This is a genomic window from Stenotrophomonas sp. YJH_SMC_79, from assembly GCF_059367995.1.
The window spans coordinates 685,719-698,290 of record NZ_JCAFRK010000001.1 but is presented as its reverse complement, the minus strand read 5'-3'; the positions used below and the strand labels follow the sequence as shown (position 1 = coordinate 698,290).

The 12,572-nt window shown below is 66.5% G+C and carries 13 protein-coding genes; 5 read left to right on the top strand and 8 right to left on the bottom strand.

Annotated elements, in window-relative coordinates; all coding sequences use genetic code 11:
• Positions 1–118 precede the first annotated feature (118 nt).
• From ppnN to grxD, 4 genes are all read right to left on the bottom strand, one after another.
• Positions 119–1,507 carry a nucleotide 5'-monophosphate nucleosidase PpnN gene (gene ppnN, locus AC5P57_RS03325; RefSeq protein ID WP_099552697.1) on the bottom strand — a complete coding sequence of 463 codons (1,389 nt, stop codon included), beginning with the start codon at positions 1,505–1,507 and terminating at the stop codon, positions 119–121.
• A gap of 252 nt (positions 1,508–1,759) precedes the next feature.
• Positions 1,760–5,005: a TonB-dependent receptor gene (locus AC5P57_RS03320; RefSeq protein ID WP_099552698.1), complete on the bottom strand. Its 3,246-nt coding sequence runs from the start codon at positions 5,003–5,005 to the stop codon at positions 1,760–1,762.
• 232 nt (positions 5,006–5,237) lie between these two features.
• On the bottom strand, positions 5,238–6,014 hold the full coding sequence (locus AC5P57_RS03315; protein ID WP_099552699.1) for an SDR family NAD(P)-dependent oxidoreductase: 777 nt from the start codon (positions 6,012–6,014) through the stop codon (positions 5,238–5,240).
• Positions 6,011–6,331, bottom strand: coding sequence for a Grx4 family monothiol glutaredoxin (gene grxD / locus AC5P57_RS03310; protein WP_005408852.1), 321 nt, complete (start codon positions 6,329–6,331; stop codon positions 6,011–6,013). Before grxD ends, AC5P57_RS03315 begins: the two co-directional genes overlap by 4 nt.
• A gap of 121 nt (positions 6,332–6,452) precedes the next feature.
• On the opposite strand from grxD, the gene AC5P57_RS03305 reads away from it, so the two are divergent.
• Entirely contained in the window at positions 6,453–7,031 is a 579-nt protein-coding gene (locus tag AC5P57_RS03305; RefSeq protein WP_099552721.1) for a superoxide dismutase, read from the top strand.
• A gap of 114 nt (positions 7,032–7,145) precedes the next feature.
• On the opposite strand, the gene AC5P57_RS03300 is transcribed toward AC5P57_RS03305, so the two are convergent.
• From AC5P57_RS03300 to purE, 3 genes are all read right to left on the bottom strand, one after another.
• On the bottom strand, positions 7,146–7,487 hold the full coding sequence (locus AC5P57_RS03300; protein WP_004152082.1) for a carboxymuconolactone decarboxylase family protein: 342 nt from the start codon (positions 7,485–7,487) through the stop codon (positions 7,146–7,148).
• 112 nt (positions 7,488–7,599) lie between these two features.
• Positions 7,600–8,748, bottom strand: a complete 1,149-nt coding sequence (locus tag AC5P57_RS03295; RefSeq protein ID WP_099552700.1) for a 5-(carboxyamino)imidazole ribonucleotide synthase — start codon at positions 8,746–8,748, stop codon at positions 7,600–7,602.
• Positions 8,745–9,248 (bottom strand): 5-(carboxyamino)imidazole ribonucleotide mutase, encoded by a 504-nt coding sequence (gene purE / locus AC5P57_RS03290; protein ID WP_005412808.1) that lies wholly within the window; start codon positions 9,246–9,248, stop codon positions 8,745–8,747. The genes AC5P57_RS03295 and purE overlap by 4 nt, the downstream gene beginning before the upstream one ends.
• A gap of 58 nt (positions 9,249–9,306) precedes the next feature.
• Here purE and AC5P57_RS03285 point away from each other — a divergent pair, with 58 nt between their 5' ends.
• The 4 genes from AC5P57_RS03285 (at position 9,307) to AC5P57_RS03270 (ending at position 11,959) form a co-directional block, all read left to right on the top strand.
• A complete protein-coding gene (locus tag AC5P57_RS03285) occupies positions 9,307–9,576 on the top strand; it encodes a Trm112 family protein (protein ID WP_049432560.1) in 270 nt (89 codons plus the stop codon).
• Positions 9,573–10,424, top strand: a complete 852-nt coding sequence (gene nadC / locus AC5P57_RS03280) for a carboxylating nicotinate-nucleotide diphosphorylase (protein WP_099552701.1) — start codon at positions 9,573–9,575, stop codon at positions 10,422–10,424. Before AC5P57_RS03285 ends, nadC begins: the two co-directional genes overlap by 4 nt.
• Before the next feature lie 115 nt (positions 10,425–10,539).
• Positions 10,540–11,541 carry a DUF2272 domain-containing protein gene (locus AC5P57_RS03275; protein WP_262236263.1) on the top strand — a complete coding sequence of 334 codons (1,002 nt, stop codon included), beginning with the start codon at positions 10,540–10,542 and terminating at the stop codon, positions 11,539–11,541.
• A 67-nt stretch (positions 11,542–11,608) separates the two neighbouring features.
• A complete protein-coding gene (locus tag AC5P57_RS03270) occupies positions 11,609–11,959 on the top strand; it encodes a DUF3301 domain-containing protein (RefSeq protein WP_049436544.1) in 351 nt (116 codons plus the stop codon).
• Positions 11,960–12,044: 85 nt separating this feature from the next.
• On the opposite strand, the gene AC5P57_RS03265 is transcribed toward AC5P57_RS03270, so the two are convergent.
• Positions 12,045–12,497, bottom strand: a complete 453-nt coding sequence (locus tag AC5P57_RS03265) for a ClpXP protease specificity-enhancing factor (RefSeq protein WP_099552703.1) — start codon at positions 12,495–12,497, stop codon at positions 12,045–12,047.
• Between the last annotated feature and the right edge of the window lie 75 nt (positions 12,498–12,572).

Genomic DNA, 12,572 nt, shown 5'->3' with positions numbered 1-12,572 from the left:
CTGCCACCGGCAAGCGGCGGCAGGATGAACGGTCAATCCGGGGCGACGGGCGTCAACGCCTTGACGACCCGCCCTCCCCTACCTGTCCCGGCGCGATCCCCATCGCGCCGGCGCGGGCTCAGGCCAGCACCTGGTAGCAGGGCTGGTACTCGCCGGAGATCTTCATCCGGCGCTGCTCGACGAAGGCACGCAGCAGCCCGTCCAGGGCCTGCATCATGTCCGGGTCGCCATGGATCTGGAACGGCCCGAACTGCTCGATGCGACGCATGCCGTCTTCCTTCACATTGCCGGCGACGATGCCCGAGAACGCCCGGCGCAGGTCCGCCGCCAGCGCATGCGGCGCACGCCCGTGGTGCAGGTCCAGCGCCGCCATCGCCTCGTGGGTCGGCACGAACGGCTGCTGGTACTCCCACGGAATCTCGATCGACCAGTTGAAGAAGAACGAGTCCTTCTGCGCCAGGCGGTGCTCGCGCACGCGCTTGATGCCATTGGCCATCTTCTTCGCCACCGCAACCGGGTCGCCGATGATGATCTCGTAGCGCTCGGCGGCTTCATCACCCAGGGTCAGGCGGATGAAGCGGTCGATCTGCTCGAAGTACGGCGCCGCCACCGTCGGGCCGGTCAGGATCAGCGGGAACGGCAGGTCCTTGTTCTCCTCGCGCAGCAGGATGCCGAGCAGGTACAGGATTTCCTCGGCGGTACCGACGCCACCGGCGAACACGATGATGCCGTGGCCGATGCGGACGAAGGCCTCAAGGCGCTTCTCGATGTCCGGCATGATCACCAGGTGGTTGACGATCGGGTTCGGCGACTCGGCGGCGATGATGCCCGGCTCGGTCAGGCCGATGTAGCGCGTCACGGTACGGCGCTGCTTGGCATGAGCGATGGTGGCCCCCTTCATCGGGCCCTTCATCGCACCCGGGCCGCAGCCGGTGCAGATGTCCAGGCCACGCAGGCCCAGCTCATAGCCCACCTGCTTGGTGTACAGATACTCGTCGCGCGAAATCGAGTGGCCGCCCCAGCAGACCACCAGGTTCGGGTCGCCCGGATTGAGGATGCGCGCATTGCGCAGCAGGCCGAACACGGCATTGGTGATGCCTTCGGACGACTCCAGTTCGGCCGCGTAGGCCGGGCCCATCTCGATGGCCATGTAGGCCAGGTCACGCACCACCGCGAACAGCAGTTCGGCGACGCCGCGGATGATCTCGCCATCGACGAAGGCCATCGCCGGCGCGTTGACCAGGTCGATGCGCACGCCGCGATCCTGCTGCGCCACCTGGATGTCGAAATCGGGATACAGATCGCGTGCCGCGCGCGGATCGTCAGAGGCGCTGCCACTGGTCAGCACGGCCAGCGCACAGCGGCGCAGCAGCTCGTGCATGCCGCCGGCAGACGCATCGCGCAGGCGGGCCACTTCGGCCCGCGACAGCACATCCAGCCCACCGCGCGGGTAGATCCGCGCGTCCTGCACCGGCAGTGCGCGGGCTGATTTTTCGTTCGTGGTCATATCCAATTTTTCGCTTCCTTCAAGGTTTCCGACTGTACTGCCGCCCCCTTAAAAAGCAAAACGGCCGGGAAGCCCGACCGTTGGATGTGTGCTCCCCGCGTTCGCCTTTCCGGGACCGCATCGGCGGCGTTGGCACCGCGCACATTTCTGGATGCTACGCCGATGCAGAGTGGCCTGCAAGGGCTTTCGCCTGAACGGAAAACGGCCGGGTTTCCCCGGCCGTTTTCACTTACTGCGTCAGGCTCTGACGGATCAGAACTTGTACTTCAGGGTCAGCTGCATCGACCAACGCGACACGGCGGTGTTGCCCTTGTCGTTGTTGTTTTCCTGGATCGAGGAATTGTCGGTACGGCCGGTGAAGTTGTACAGGTACTTGCCGGTAGCCGGGTCGATACCCGAGTAGTTGGCAACGCGACGGGTGGCGTAGAAGCCGTAGTCGTCGATCAGGCCCCACTTCTTGTTCAGCAGGTTGCCGACATTCATGATGTCCAGGGCGACTTCACCCTTGTGACCCTTCACGAAGCCCGGGAATTCCTGGCTGATACGGACGTCGAAGCTGTTGACCCACTTGGCGCGGTGCGAGTTGGCCGGGACCACGCTGCCACGGTAGGCCTCGAGCTCCGGATTCTGCGCCAGCCATTCGAAGAACTTCTTCTCCATGTCGGCACCGCCGGTGAAGATCACGTCACCCGGGCCCTTCGGCACGTAGAACAGGTCGTTGGTACCGGCACCGTCGCCATTCACGTCGTTGTAGTAGACGTAGCTGTACGGACGGCCCGAACGGCCTTCATAGAACAGGCCAACGCGGGTGGCATTGTCACCGAAGAAGTTGTGCTTCCACTCCAGGGTGCCGGTGATGCGGTCCTTGATCGCGTAGCGCGAGTTGTACGCAACGTTGTCGTTGGCATTCAGGCTCAGCGTGTTGTTCCAGTTCGAGGTGTTCTGCGAGCTGGACAGCGGGCTCACTTCCTTGGACTGGGTGTAGGTGTAACCCAGCGACCAGCCCCAGTTCTCGGTCAGCGGCTTGGCCAGCGAGAAGGTAGCCTGCGAACCACGACCCTTGTCGGTGTTGCGCAGCAGGATCACGTCGCCGATGTCACCCGGACGGTTGACGCGGTCACCCGGGCAGGTCAGATCGGTCGCCGAGCAGGCGCGACCATTCTTCTGGCCAGCCTGCATGCCGTTCGGGCCGGCATTGGCACCGTTCATGCCGTAGTCGTTCCAGTACAGCGCGCGACCATCCTGACCGACCGAACGCTTGGCATTCGGGGACATCACGTCCAGGCGGTCGAAGTACAGACCATCCTTGACCTTGGTGAACAGCACTTCAGCCGACGCCACGATGCCGTACCACGGCAGCTCATGGTCGAACGCCAGGTTGGCCTTCCACACCGACGGCAGGCGGGTGCCCGGAGCGATCAGGTCGACGTTCTGGCGGGCCGAGGCCAGCGACGGGTTCGGGATGTACGGGTTGTCAGCGTCGAAGCTGAAGCCACCCGGGTTGCGGGTCAGGTTGTACTCGGAGTAGTTCAGGCCGGTGTTCTGGTAGGCACCTGCCAGCCACACGTTCGGAGCAGCGCCGCCGAACAGGCCAACGCCACCGCGCAGCTGGGTCGGACGATCGGTGTCGAAGGTGTAGTTGAAGCCGACGCGCGGCTGGAACAGCTTCTTGTCGACCAGCTGGGTGTTGTTGAAGCCGTACAGCTGTTCGATGCGCGGGTTGTACAGGCGCTGGGTGCTGAAGTCCGGCATGTCGATACGGATACCGAACATCAGGCTCAGGTTGTAGTTGATCGCCCAGGTGTCCTGGATGAACAGGCCGGTGTTCTTCAGGTGGAACTTGGCCGGAATGTCGTCAACGCTGCCGCCGGCGCGCGGCACGCGCACCTGGTAGGCCGACGGGGTACCGGCTTCAAACGCAGCCAGGTCGGCGAACTCGTACGCGCCGTACAGGTTGCGGCCGTAGAAGTTCATCAGGTCGTTGTCGGTATAGTCGAAACCGAACTTGACGGTGTGGTCACCGATGTACCAGGTACCGGCACCGAAGGCGCTCAGTTCCTTCGACTCGACGATGTTGGTGTGGGTGTTCTGCTCGGTACCCAGGTACAGCGAGTTGTTGCCGAAGCGCACGCGGATCTGCGGCAGGTGCGAGGCAGCAACGCGGTTGGACGAGTAGTCCTTGTGCGAAACCTTGAACTCGGTCGAGAAGTTCTCGGACCAGTCACTGAACAGTTCACCCATCCAGGTTTCGTACTGGGTCGGCTGGGTGTACCAGAAGTCGCTCAGCGAGATGGCGCTGTTGTTGACCTGCGGGAAGCGGACGACGTCCTGCTTCATCTTGTTGTAGCGCAGGGCCGCGCGGTGGTTCTCGTTGATGTTCCAGTCGAGCTTGATCGCGTATTCTTCGATCGAGGTCTTGTTGTCCAGCGCACCGATGCCGCCAACCGGGTAGCCCAGATCGGACATGCGCTTCTGCACGCGGGCGATGTCGGCGTCGCTGATGCCGTTCGGCTTGTTGTACGGGGTTTCGCCGAGGCTCACGCCGCCGCCGCTACGCTCGTACTTTTCATAGTTGGTGAAGAAGAACAGCTTGTCCTTGACGATCGGGCCGCCCAGGGTCATGCCGTAGGTCTTCTCGTCCTTGAAGCCGTTGAAGTCCGTCGTGTCACCTTCCAGGCGCGTGCGGATCATGTCCTTGTCGCGGTACGAGCCGTACACGGTGCCGTGGAACTCGTTGGTACCCGACTTGGTCACGGCGTTGATCACCGCACCGGTACCACCGGCGATGGTGGTGTCGTAGTTGGCCAGGTCGATGTTGATTTCCTGGATGGCGTCCATCGACACCGGCTGACGCTCGGTCGGCAGGTTGTTGGAGCCCAGGCCGAACGGATCGGAGGCGCTGATACCGTCGATGCGGATGGCGTTGTAGCGGGTGTTCTGGCCACCGGCCGAGATCGCGCCGTCAGCCTTGCTGACCTGCGAGATGCGCGGGTCCAGGCGGATGTAGTCCTGGATGTTGCGGTTGGCCGACGGCAGCGCGTCCATCGTTTCGCGGGTCACGTTGCTGCCGGTGCCCATCTTGTTGGCGCTGAACAGGTCCAGGCCGCCAGCGGTCGCAACAACGTTCACCGCGTCCAGGTTGGTCGCAGCCAGGTCACCGCCCAGGTTGGCGTTGACGGTGTTGACCTGGTTCAGGTTCAGGTAGACACCCTCTTCGGTCTTGGTGCCTTCACCGGACTTGGTGATGGTGATGGTGTACGGACCACCCACGCGCAGGCCGCGCGCGTTGTATCGACCCGACGCATCGGTGGTGGCACGCGAAACAGTGCCCGACTCGGTGTGGGTGATGGTGACTTCAGCGCCGGCGACAGGCTGGCCTGCGGCGGACATCACCTGGCCGCCGACACCGGCAGAGGTGCTCTGGGCGAAGGCGGGAGCGGCGGCGAGCGCAGCCACGAGACCAAGGGTGAGCTTGGACATCCGGAGTGGGTGGGTCATTTTTCGGTAGCCTCGATGCGAGTTGGCGATGGCGGAAAAAAAGCGCATCCAAACAGCCCTGCGGGTGGCTGGTCGGAGATTTATCTGGGGTTCCCTACCGCTTGGCTGAAGGCAGCCACAACGGTTAACACTAGATTAACACGCTACGCCATCAATGTGACGGTTGTGCGACAAACGGCACCGGATCGCAACGCAATCGTGACGGGTTCTTCACTCCGTCTTTCCCCGGGGCTCACTCGCCGGGAATTGCCCCGCTGGCATCGAGAATCTGGCCCCGCCAGGCGCTGCCAGCACTGGACAGCAGCGCCACGGCCGCAGCGGCGGCCACCTCCGGGCCCTGCGCGGCCGGGTCCTGGTCGACGGAATAGGCGCGGGCGCGCAGCGCCGTGCGCAGGGGGCCCGGATACAGGCCGCTGACCCGCACCGGGCTGCGGCCGAGTTCGTCATGCAGGCTGGTGATCAGCCCGCGCAGGCCATGCTGGGCCACACCGTATCCCCCCCAATAGGCCTGCCCCACCCGTTCGGAGGCATCGACCGCAAACACCAGGGCCGCGTCCTCGCGCTGCCGCAGCAGCGGCAGGCAGGCCTGGGCCAGCCACGCCGGGGCAGTGAGGGTGACGTGCACCGCGCGGGCGAAACTGGCCGGGTCGGCCAGTTCGAACGGGGTCAGGCCCGGGAAGTGAGCGGCACAGACCAGCAGGCCGTCCAGCCGCCCGAGCTCGCGCTGCAGGGCCTGGGCCAGTTCGGCATAGTCGTCGGGTCCCGCGCCTTCCAGGTCCAGCGGATACAGCAGGGGCTCCGGGCCGACCGCCTGGACCTGGGCGTAGACCCGGTCCAGGCGGCGCGGCTTGCGGCCCAGCAGGACCACGGTGGCCCCGGCGGCGGCGGCGGCAACGGCCGCCGCACTGCCCAGCCCACCGCCGGCGCCGGCAACCAGCACCACGCGATCCTGCAACGGGCGGCCATCGAGCGCCCCGTTGGTCGGTGACGTCGATGGCCAGGCACTCATCCCTGGGTCGCCTCTTCGACGATGCGCTTGAGCTCGCCGGCTTCAAACAGTTCCAGGACGATGTCGCAGCCGCCGATCAGCTCTCCATTGATGAACAGCTGCGGGAAGGTCGGCAGGTTGGAGAACCGCGGCAGGTTGGCGCGGATCTCGGGTTCTTCCAGCACGTTGACGGTGCGCAGGGTGACCGCGCCGGCTGCCATCAACGCCTGTACGGCGCGGCTGGAGAAGCCGCACATCGGGTATTGCGGGGTGCCCTTCATGAACAGCACGAGCGGGTAACGATCGACCTCGGCCTGGATTTGCTGCATTACCGCCACAACCTCACTCCTTGCTTCGCCGGACAAACCGACCGCGGTGGTCGGCTAGACTGCCCACGGTAGCCGCCATTGTAAGCGGATGGAACCGGCTGCCGCCGCCCCTCTGGCCACGAACCTGTCCATGCCTGTCGAATTGCCTGCCCTGCCCTACCTTTCCGGCTCCCTGCAGCCGCACCTGTCCGCACAGACCCTGGAACTGCACCACGGCCGCCACCATCGCGCCTATGTGGATGCAGTCAATGCCGGCATCCTCGGCACCGAGTGGGAAGAAGCGTCACTGGAGGAGATCGTCCGCCAGGCCCAGGGAAAGCTGTTCGATGCGGCCGCCCAGGCGTGGAACCACGGCTTCTACTGGCAGTGCCTGCGGCCCCGTGGCGGCGGCGAACCGCAGGGCCGCCTGGGCGAGCTGGTGAAGCGCCAGTTCGGCGACGTGCAGCGCCTGCGCGAGGAATTCAACCGCACCGCGCTGGGCCTGTTCGGCTCGGGCTGGGTGTGGCTGGTGCAGCATCCTGGCGGGCAGCTGGGCATCCAGGCCACCCGCAATGCCGGCACGCCGCTGACGGGTGAAAGCACGCCGCTGCTGTGCTGCGATGTCTGGGAGCACGCCTACTACACCGACTACCAGAATGACCGCGCGCGTTACCTGGACGCGTTCTGGCAGCTGGTCAACTGGGAATTTGCCGAAAGCCAGCTGCGCTGAGGCAGGAACCCGAGCGCGGGTAGTGCCGGCCGCTGGCCGGCAACCCCGGCATCGTTGGTACGCCCAGAGGGTTGCCGGCCAGCGCCCGGCACTACCGGGAAGCAGAGCGTGGCATCACGCGCTTTCGTGTGCGGCCACTGCGTCCATCACCCGTGCCGAGTACACCAGCGCGGCGCCGGCGTTGAGCGACACCGCCACGCCCAGCGCCTCGGCGATTTCCTCGCGGCTGGCACCATGCTTCAGCGCCGCGTCGACGTGCACGGTGATGCAGCCGTCGCAGCGGGTGGTCACCGCCACCGCCAGCGCGATCAGCTCGCGGGTCTTCGCATCGAGGTGGTTGGTCTGCGCGCCAGCGTTAGCCAGGGTTGCGTAGCCCTTGACCGTGTCCGGCGAGAGCTTGCCGATCTCACCGATGCGGCCCTTCAGTTCCTTGCGGTAGGCATTCCAGTCGAGCATGGGGGTGACTCCTGAGAAAGGAGCTCCACGCTACCACCGGGAATGTTGCGCCGATGCCTGCACCGGCGCGTCACAGCGTTGCACTGCCGGCCAGCGGCCGGCACTACCGGGCTCAGCGGTTGCGCAGCGCGTGCACCGCCGGCGCCACCTGGGCCTGGCGGTCCAGCTCCAGGCCAACCTGGTCCAGCGCATCGGCCAGTGCAGCGGCATCATCGTCGCGCAGGGTGGCGTGGCCGACCTTGCGGCCTTCGCGCGCTTCCTTGCCGTAGTCGTGCCAGTGACCGCTGGCCTGGGCCAGCACCGGCAACGGGTCGGGCATCTCGCCCAGCCAGTTCAGCATGCAGGCATGACCGAGCATGCGGGTGCTGCCCAGCGGCAGGCCCAGCACGGCGCGCAGGTGGTTTTCGAACTGCGAGGTCTCACTGCCTTCGATGGTCCAGTGGCCGGAGTTGTGCACCCGCGGCGCCATCTCGTTGGCCAGCAGCTCGCCATCGCGGCAGAACAGCTCCAGCGCGAACACGCCGACGTACTGCAGGTGTTCGGCGACACGGCGGGCATAGCCGATCGCGGCCTGCTGCTCGGCATCGGCCAGCACGGCCGGGGCCACGCTGGCCGACAGCACGCCGTCGACATGCCAGTTGCCAGTGACCGGCCAGGCCTCGAAGCTGCCATCGCGGCCACGCACAGCGACCACACTGACCTCGCGCTGGAACGCCACGAAGCCTTCCAGGATCAGGCCGGTACGCTCGACCTGCGCACCCAGTGCATCCCACGCGGCGTCGATGTCGGCCTCGCTGCGCAGGCGGAACTGGCCCTTGCCGTCGTAACCAAGGCGGCGGGTCTTGAGGATGCACGGCAGGCCGAACTCAGCCGCCTTCGCAGCCAGCTCGTCACGGCTGCGGATATCGGCAAAGGCCGGCAGCGGGATGCCCAGCTGCTGGAACAGGGTCTTCTCGCTCAACCGGTCCTGGGCCACCGCCAGTGCGGCCGGCGGCGGATACACCGGTACGCGGTCGGCCAGGAACTGCGCGCTGTCAGCGGGCACGTTCTCGAAATCGAAGGTGACCACATCGACCTTGGCAGCGAACTCCGCCAGCGCCTGGCGGTCATCGAAGGCACCGACGGTAAGCGGCGCCAGCGGGCCGCTGCAGGCGTCGGCTGCCGGGTCGTACAGTTCGAAGCGCAATCCCAGCGGCGCACCGGCCAGGACCATCATGCGGGCGAGCTGGCCGCCGCCCAGGATGCCGACGGTCAGGCTCATTGGCGCGGATCGTCGTGGGCCATCACGTCTTCGGTCTGGCGCGCACGGAACGCGTCGAGCGCCTGGCCGATCGCCGGCTGGTCGCTGGCCAGCATCGCAGCGGCGAACAGCGCGGCGTTGGACGCGCCGGCATTACCGATGGCGAAGGTGGCGACCGGGATGCCGGCCGGCATCTGCACGATCGACAGCAGCGAATCCATGCCGTTGAGGGCCTTGGACTGCACCGGCACGCCCAGCACCGGCACGGCGGTCTTGGCGGCGATCATGCCCGGAAGGTGCGCGGCCCCGCCGGCACCGGCGATGATGGCGCGCAGGCCACGCGGGCCCGCCTGCTCGGCGTAACTGAACAACACATCCGGCGTCCGATGCGCGGACACCACCTTCACTTCGAACGGAACACCCAGGGCTTCAAGCTTCTGGGCGGCGTGCTGCATGGTTTCCCAGTCGGAACGGGAACCCATGACGATGCCGACAAGCGGCGCGATCGGGTTGGGGGTCATTGGCCGTCACCTGCCTTAAAGACGTATTCTAGCCATCTTCCACGCAAGACGAAGAACCATGGATCGCAAGCTGCTCGACCTGCTGGTGTCGCCGGACACCCGCCAGCCCCTGTCCCTGCTGGATGGCAAGGGTCTGGAAGCCCTCAACAAGGCCATTTCCGCCGGCGCGGTGAACAAGGCCGATGGCAACCCGCTGGCGCAGCCGCTGCGCGAAGCGCTGGTCACCCGCGACCGCAAGCAGGTGTTCCGCGTTGACGACGGCATTCCGGTGCTGCTGGCCGAGGAAGCCATCCCGACCGCCCAGATCACCGACTTCCCGGCCGCATGAGCGCGCTGCCGACGCCGGATGCGGCCGTTGTCGCCGCCGATGTCGCGCGTGCGCTGGCCGAGGACCTGGGCAGCGGCGACGTCACCGCCGCCCTGCTGCCCGACCAGGCCGACAGCGCTTACCTGCTGTGCAAGCAGGATGGAGTGATCGCCGGCCGCCCATGGTTCGACGCCACCCACCGCGCGCTCGACCCGGACGTGCGCATCGAATGGCGTGTCTCCGAAGGTGACGCGGTCACTGCCGGCACCGTGCTGGCCCTGCTGCACGGCCGCAGCCGCAGCCTGGTCAGTGCCGAGCGCACCTCGCTGAATTTCCTGCAGACGCTGTCCGGCACCGCCACCACTACGGCCCGCTACGTGGCCGCCGTGGCCGGTACCGGCACGCGCATCCTCGACACCCGCAAGACCCTGCCCGGCCTGCGCCTGGCGCAGAAGTACGCAGTGCGCTGTGGCGGCGGCGAGAACCACCGCTTCGGCCTCTACGACACGGTGATGCTGAAGGAAAATCACATCCGTGCCGCCGGTTCGCTGGCCGCGGCGGTGGCCGCCGCGCGCCGGCAATGGCCCGCGCTGCCGCTGGTGGTCGAGGTCGAGGACCTGGCCCAGCTGCGCCAGGCGCTGGAAGCCGGTTGCGAGCGCATCCTGCTGGATGACTTCAGCCCCGACCTGCGCCGCGAGGCAGTGCGCATCACGGCGGGCCGCATTCCGCTGGAAGTCTCCGGCAGCGTGGGACTGGGTGGCCTGCGTTCGATCGCCGAAGACGGCGTGGACTGCATCTCCATCGGTGGACTGACCAAGCACGTGCAGGCCATCGATCTTTCCCTGAAGCTGGGCCCGCCGCCGGGTTGAGGCCTGGCCCGGGGTCGGATCCCTTTTCCCGTGGAAAAGGAATCTGACCCCGTTCTCACACCCGGCGTTCACGACGGCGCTGCGACGCTGCGGTCATCCCCCACAGGAGCCGCGCATGCGCCGGATGCTCTTGCCTGCCTGCCTGCTGCTGGCCGCGACCCCGCTGTCTGCGGCTGCCGCCGAAGCCTGCGATGTGCCACCGCGCTTCGGCCTGAGTCCGTTGGCGGTGGCCATCCGCAACACCGCGTGCAACGAGCACCGGTTGTGGTTCCGCCCCTTCATCGATCGTGATGGCCGTGCGGCCAGCCTCAGCGTCACCGAAGCCGAAAGCGATCACCTGGCCGACAACGGCCTGATCGCCTGGCGGCGAGTGGCCGGCTACTGGCGCGACAGCGGCACGCTCAATGCAATGGGCAGCATCGCCGGTGCCAGCAGCTGCCTGGCCCCCTTGGGCACGCGCTACACCGACAGCGACTGCCGGGCCTTCCTGGTCGACAACCCGTGGTCGGCCGCCTTCATTTCCTGGGTGATGGTGCGTGCCGGTGTTCCGGGCTTCAACACCTCGCCACGCCATATCGACTACATCCGCGCGGCCTACCAGGGCGGCCCCTCGGGCGTACCTTACCGGCTGGTCGACCCGGCCACCGCCAAACCCGCGCCCGGCGACCTGCTGTGCTTCCTGCGCGACCGCAGCACCACGCTCAGCTACAGCGGGCTGGTGCAGGCACTGGGCAATGGCTCGGTGGGCCACTGGAAATCGCATTGCGAAGTGGTGGTGGCCGCCAACCTCGGTGGCGACCAGACGCTGTATCTGGTTGGCGGCAACGTGATGAACACGGTGGCGATGCGGTTGCTGCAGCTTGATCGTACCGGGCTGATCAAGCTGCCACCGGCGCGCGAACGCAACAGCACCGGCATCGACCCCAGCTGCACCCCGGGGCGTGAGGAAGAATGCAGTTTCAACCGCCAGGACTGGGCCGCCCTGCTGCAGCTGACTGCAACCTCACCGCTGGTAATGCCCTCGCCCACTGCCACGCCGTTGCAACCCACTCCTTCACCGCAACCGGTCATCGTGCCCGCGCAGCCGATGTCCAGCGAACCGCAGACGCGGCGGTGAATGCAGCGCTTGATCCAGCGCGCGTTCGCCGCCATCTTTGCGGGATCGACCTCTGACGGCTGACGCCATGCCCACCCTGCTGCTGTTGCTGATTGCCGGCGGAATCATCTATTTCTTCTGGAACGCGGCGCGTTCGGCCGCCGAGCGCGCGGTCGAGCTGGGGCGCAATGCCTGCCGCGCAGCCGACGTGCAATGGCTGGATCAGGCGGTACATGCCACCGGCCTGAGACTGTCGCGTGGCGAGGATGGACGGCTCGGATTCGAGCGCACCTTCAAGTTCGAGTACTCCTACGATGGCATCGATCGCCATGTAGGCCGCATGGTGCTGCGCGGCGACCAGCTGATCTCGTTCACCGGCCCGGGGGCGGCGCGGATCAGCCAGATCCGGCCGGATGTGGATGATGCCGAGGATGTGTAAGGGCTTTGAGTGCCGACCAACGGTCGGCACCCACCGGTAAATCCTGCAAAGGAAAACGCCGCCCATCGGGGCGGCGTCGGAAACATTACTTGACCACGCGCAGGTTCGGGCGGCCCTTGGGCGGCGGATTGGCCGGCGGCGTATCGTCCGGCGGCGTACCTTCATCGTGCAGCAGCTCGTCGCTGGTCGGCGCGGTGTCGTTGCCTGGAATATCGTCCGGCAGCGCCATGCCCTGCCCGGTCTCGCGGGCGTAGACGGCCAGCACGGCGCTGATCGGTACCTGTACCGGATAGCTGGTGCCGGAGAAGCGCGCCGAGAAGCTCACCATCTCGTTGTCGATCATCAGCCGTACGACAGCACGTTCGGCGATGTTGAGCACGACCCGGCCATCCTTGACCGCCGAAGGCGGGACCTGCACGCCGGGAACGCCGGCGTCGACCAGGATGTGCGGGGTCAGCTGGTTGTCGTTGATCCATTCCACCAGCGCCCGCAGCAGGTACGGGCGGTGGCTGGTCATGTGGAAGAAGTCTTCGGTCATGCGTGAAGTGTACGCGCCCGGCGGCCCGCCGGGGCGGATCGCCTGCACGCCGGTCGGCGTGCAGACGGGTAACGC

Coding starts and splice junctions, on each gene's coding strand:
- AC5P57_RS03295 (WP_099552700.1), bottom strand. CDS start 8,748: ATGAGCCTGACCGTCGGCATCCTGGGCGGCGGCCAGCTCGCCCGCATG.
- AC5P57_RS03265 (WP_099552703.1), bottom strand. CDS start 12,497: ATGACCGAAGACTTCTTCCACATGACCAGCCACCGCCCGTACCTGCTG.
- AC5P57_RS03320 (WP_099552698.1), bottom strand. CDS start 5,005: ATGACCCACCCACTCCGGATGTCCAAGCTCACCCTTGGTCTCGTGGCT.
- ppnN (WP_099552697.1), bottom strand. CDS start 1,507: ATGACCACGAACGAAAAATCAGCCCGCGCACTGCCGGTGCAGGACGCG.
- nadC (WP_099552701.1), top strand. CDS start 9,573: ATGAGCGCGCTGCCGACGCCGGATGCGGCCGTTGTCGCCGCCGATGTC.
- purE (WP_005412808.1), bottom strand. CDS start 9,248: ATGACCCCCAACCCGATCGCGCCGCTTGTCGGCATCGTCATGGGTTCC.
- AC5P57_RS03305 (WP_099552721.1), top strand. CDS start 6,453: ATGCCTGTCGAATTGCCTGCCCTGCCCTACCTTTCCGGCTCCCTGCAG.
- AC5P57_RS03315 (WP_099552699.1), bottom strand. CDS start 6,014: ATGAGTGCCTGGCCATCGACGTCACCGACCAACGGGGCGCTCGATGGC.
- AC5P57_RS03285 (WP_049432560.1), top strand. CDS start 9,307: ATGGATCGCAAGCTGCTCGACCTGCTGGTGTCGCCGGACACCCGCCAG.
- AC5P57_RS03275 (WP_262236263.1), top strand. CDS start 10,540: ATGCGCCGGATGCTCTTGCCTGCCTGCCTGCTGCTGGCCGCGACCCCG.
- AC5P57_RS03300 (WP_004152082.1), bottom strand. CDS start 7,487: ATGCTCGACTGGAATGCCTACCGCAAGGAACTGAAGGGCCGCATCGGT.
- AC5P57_RS03270 (WP_049436544.1), top strand. CDS start 11,609: ATGCCCACCCTGCTGCTGTTGCTGATTGCCGGCGGAATCATCTATTTC.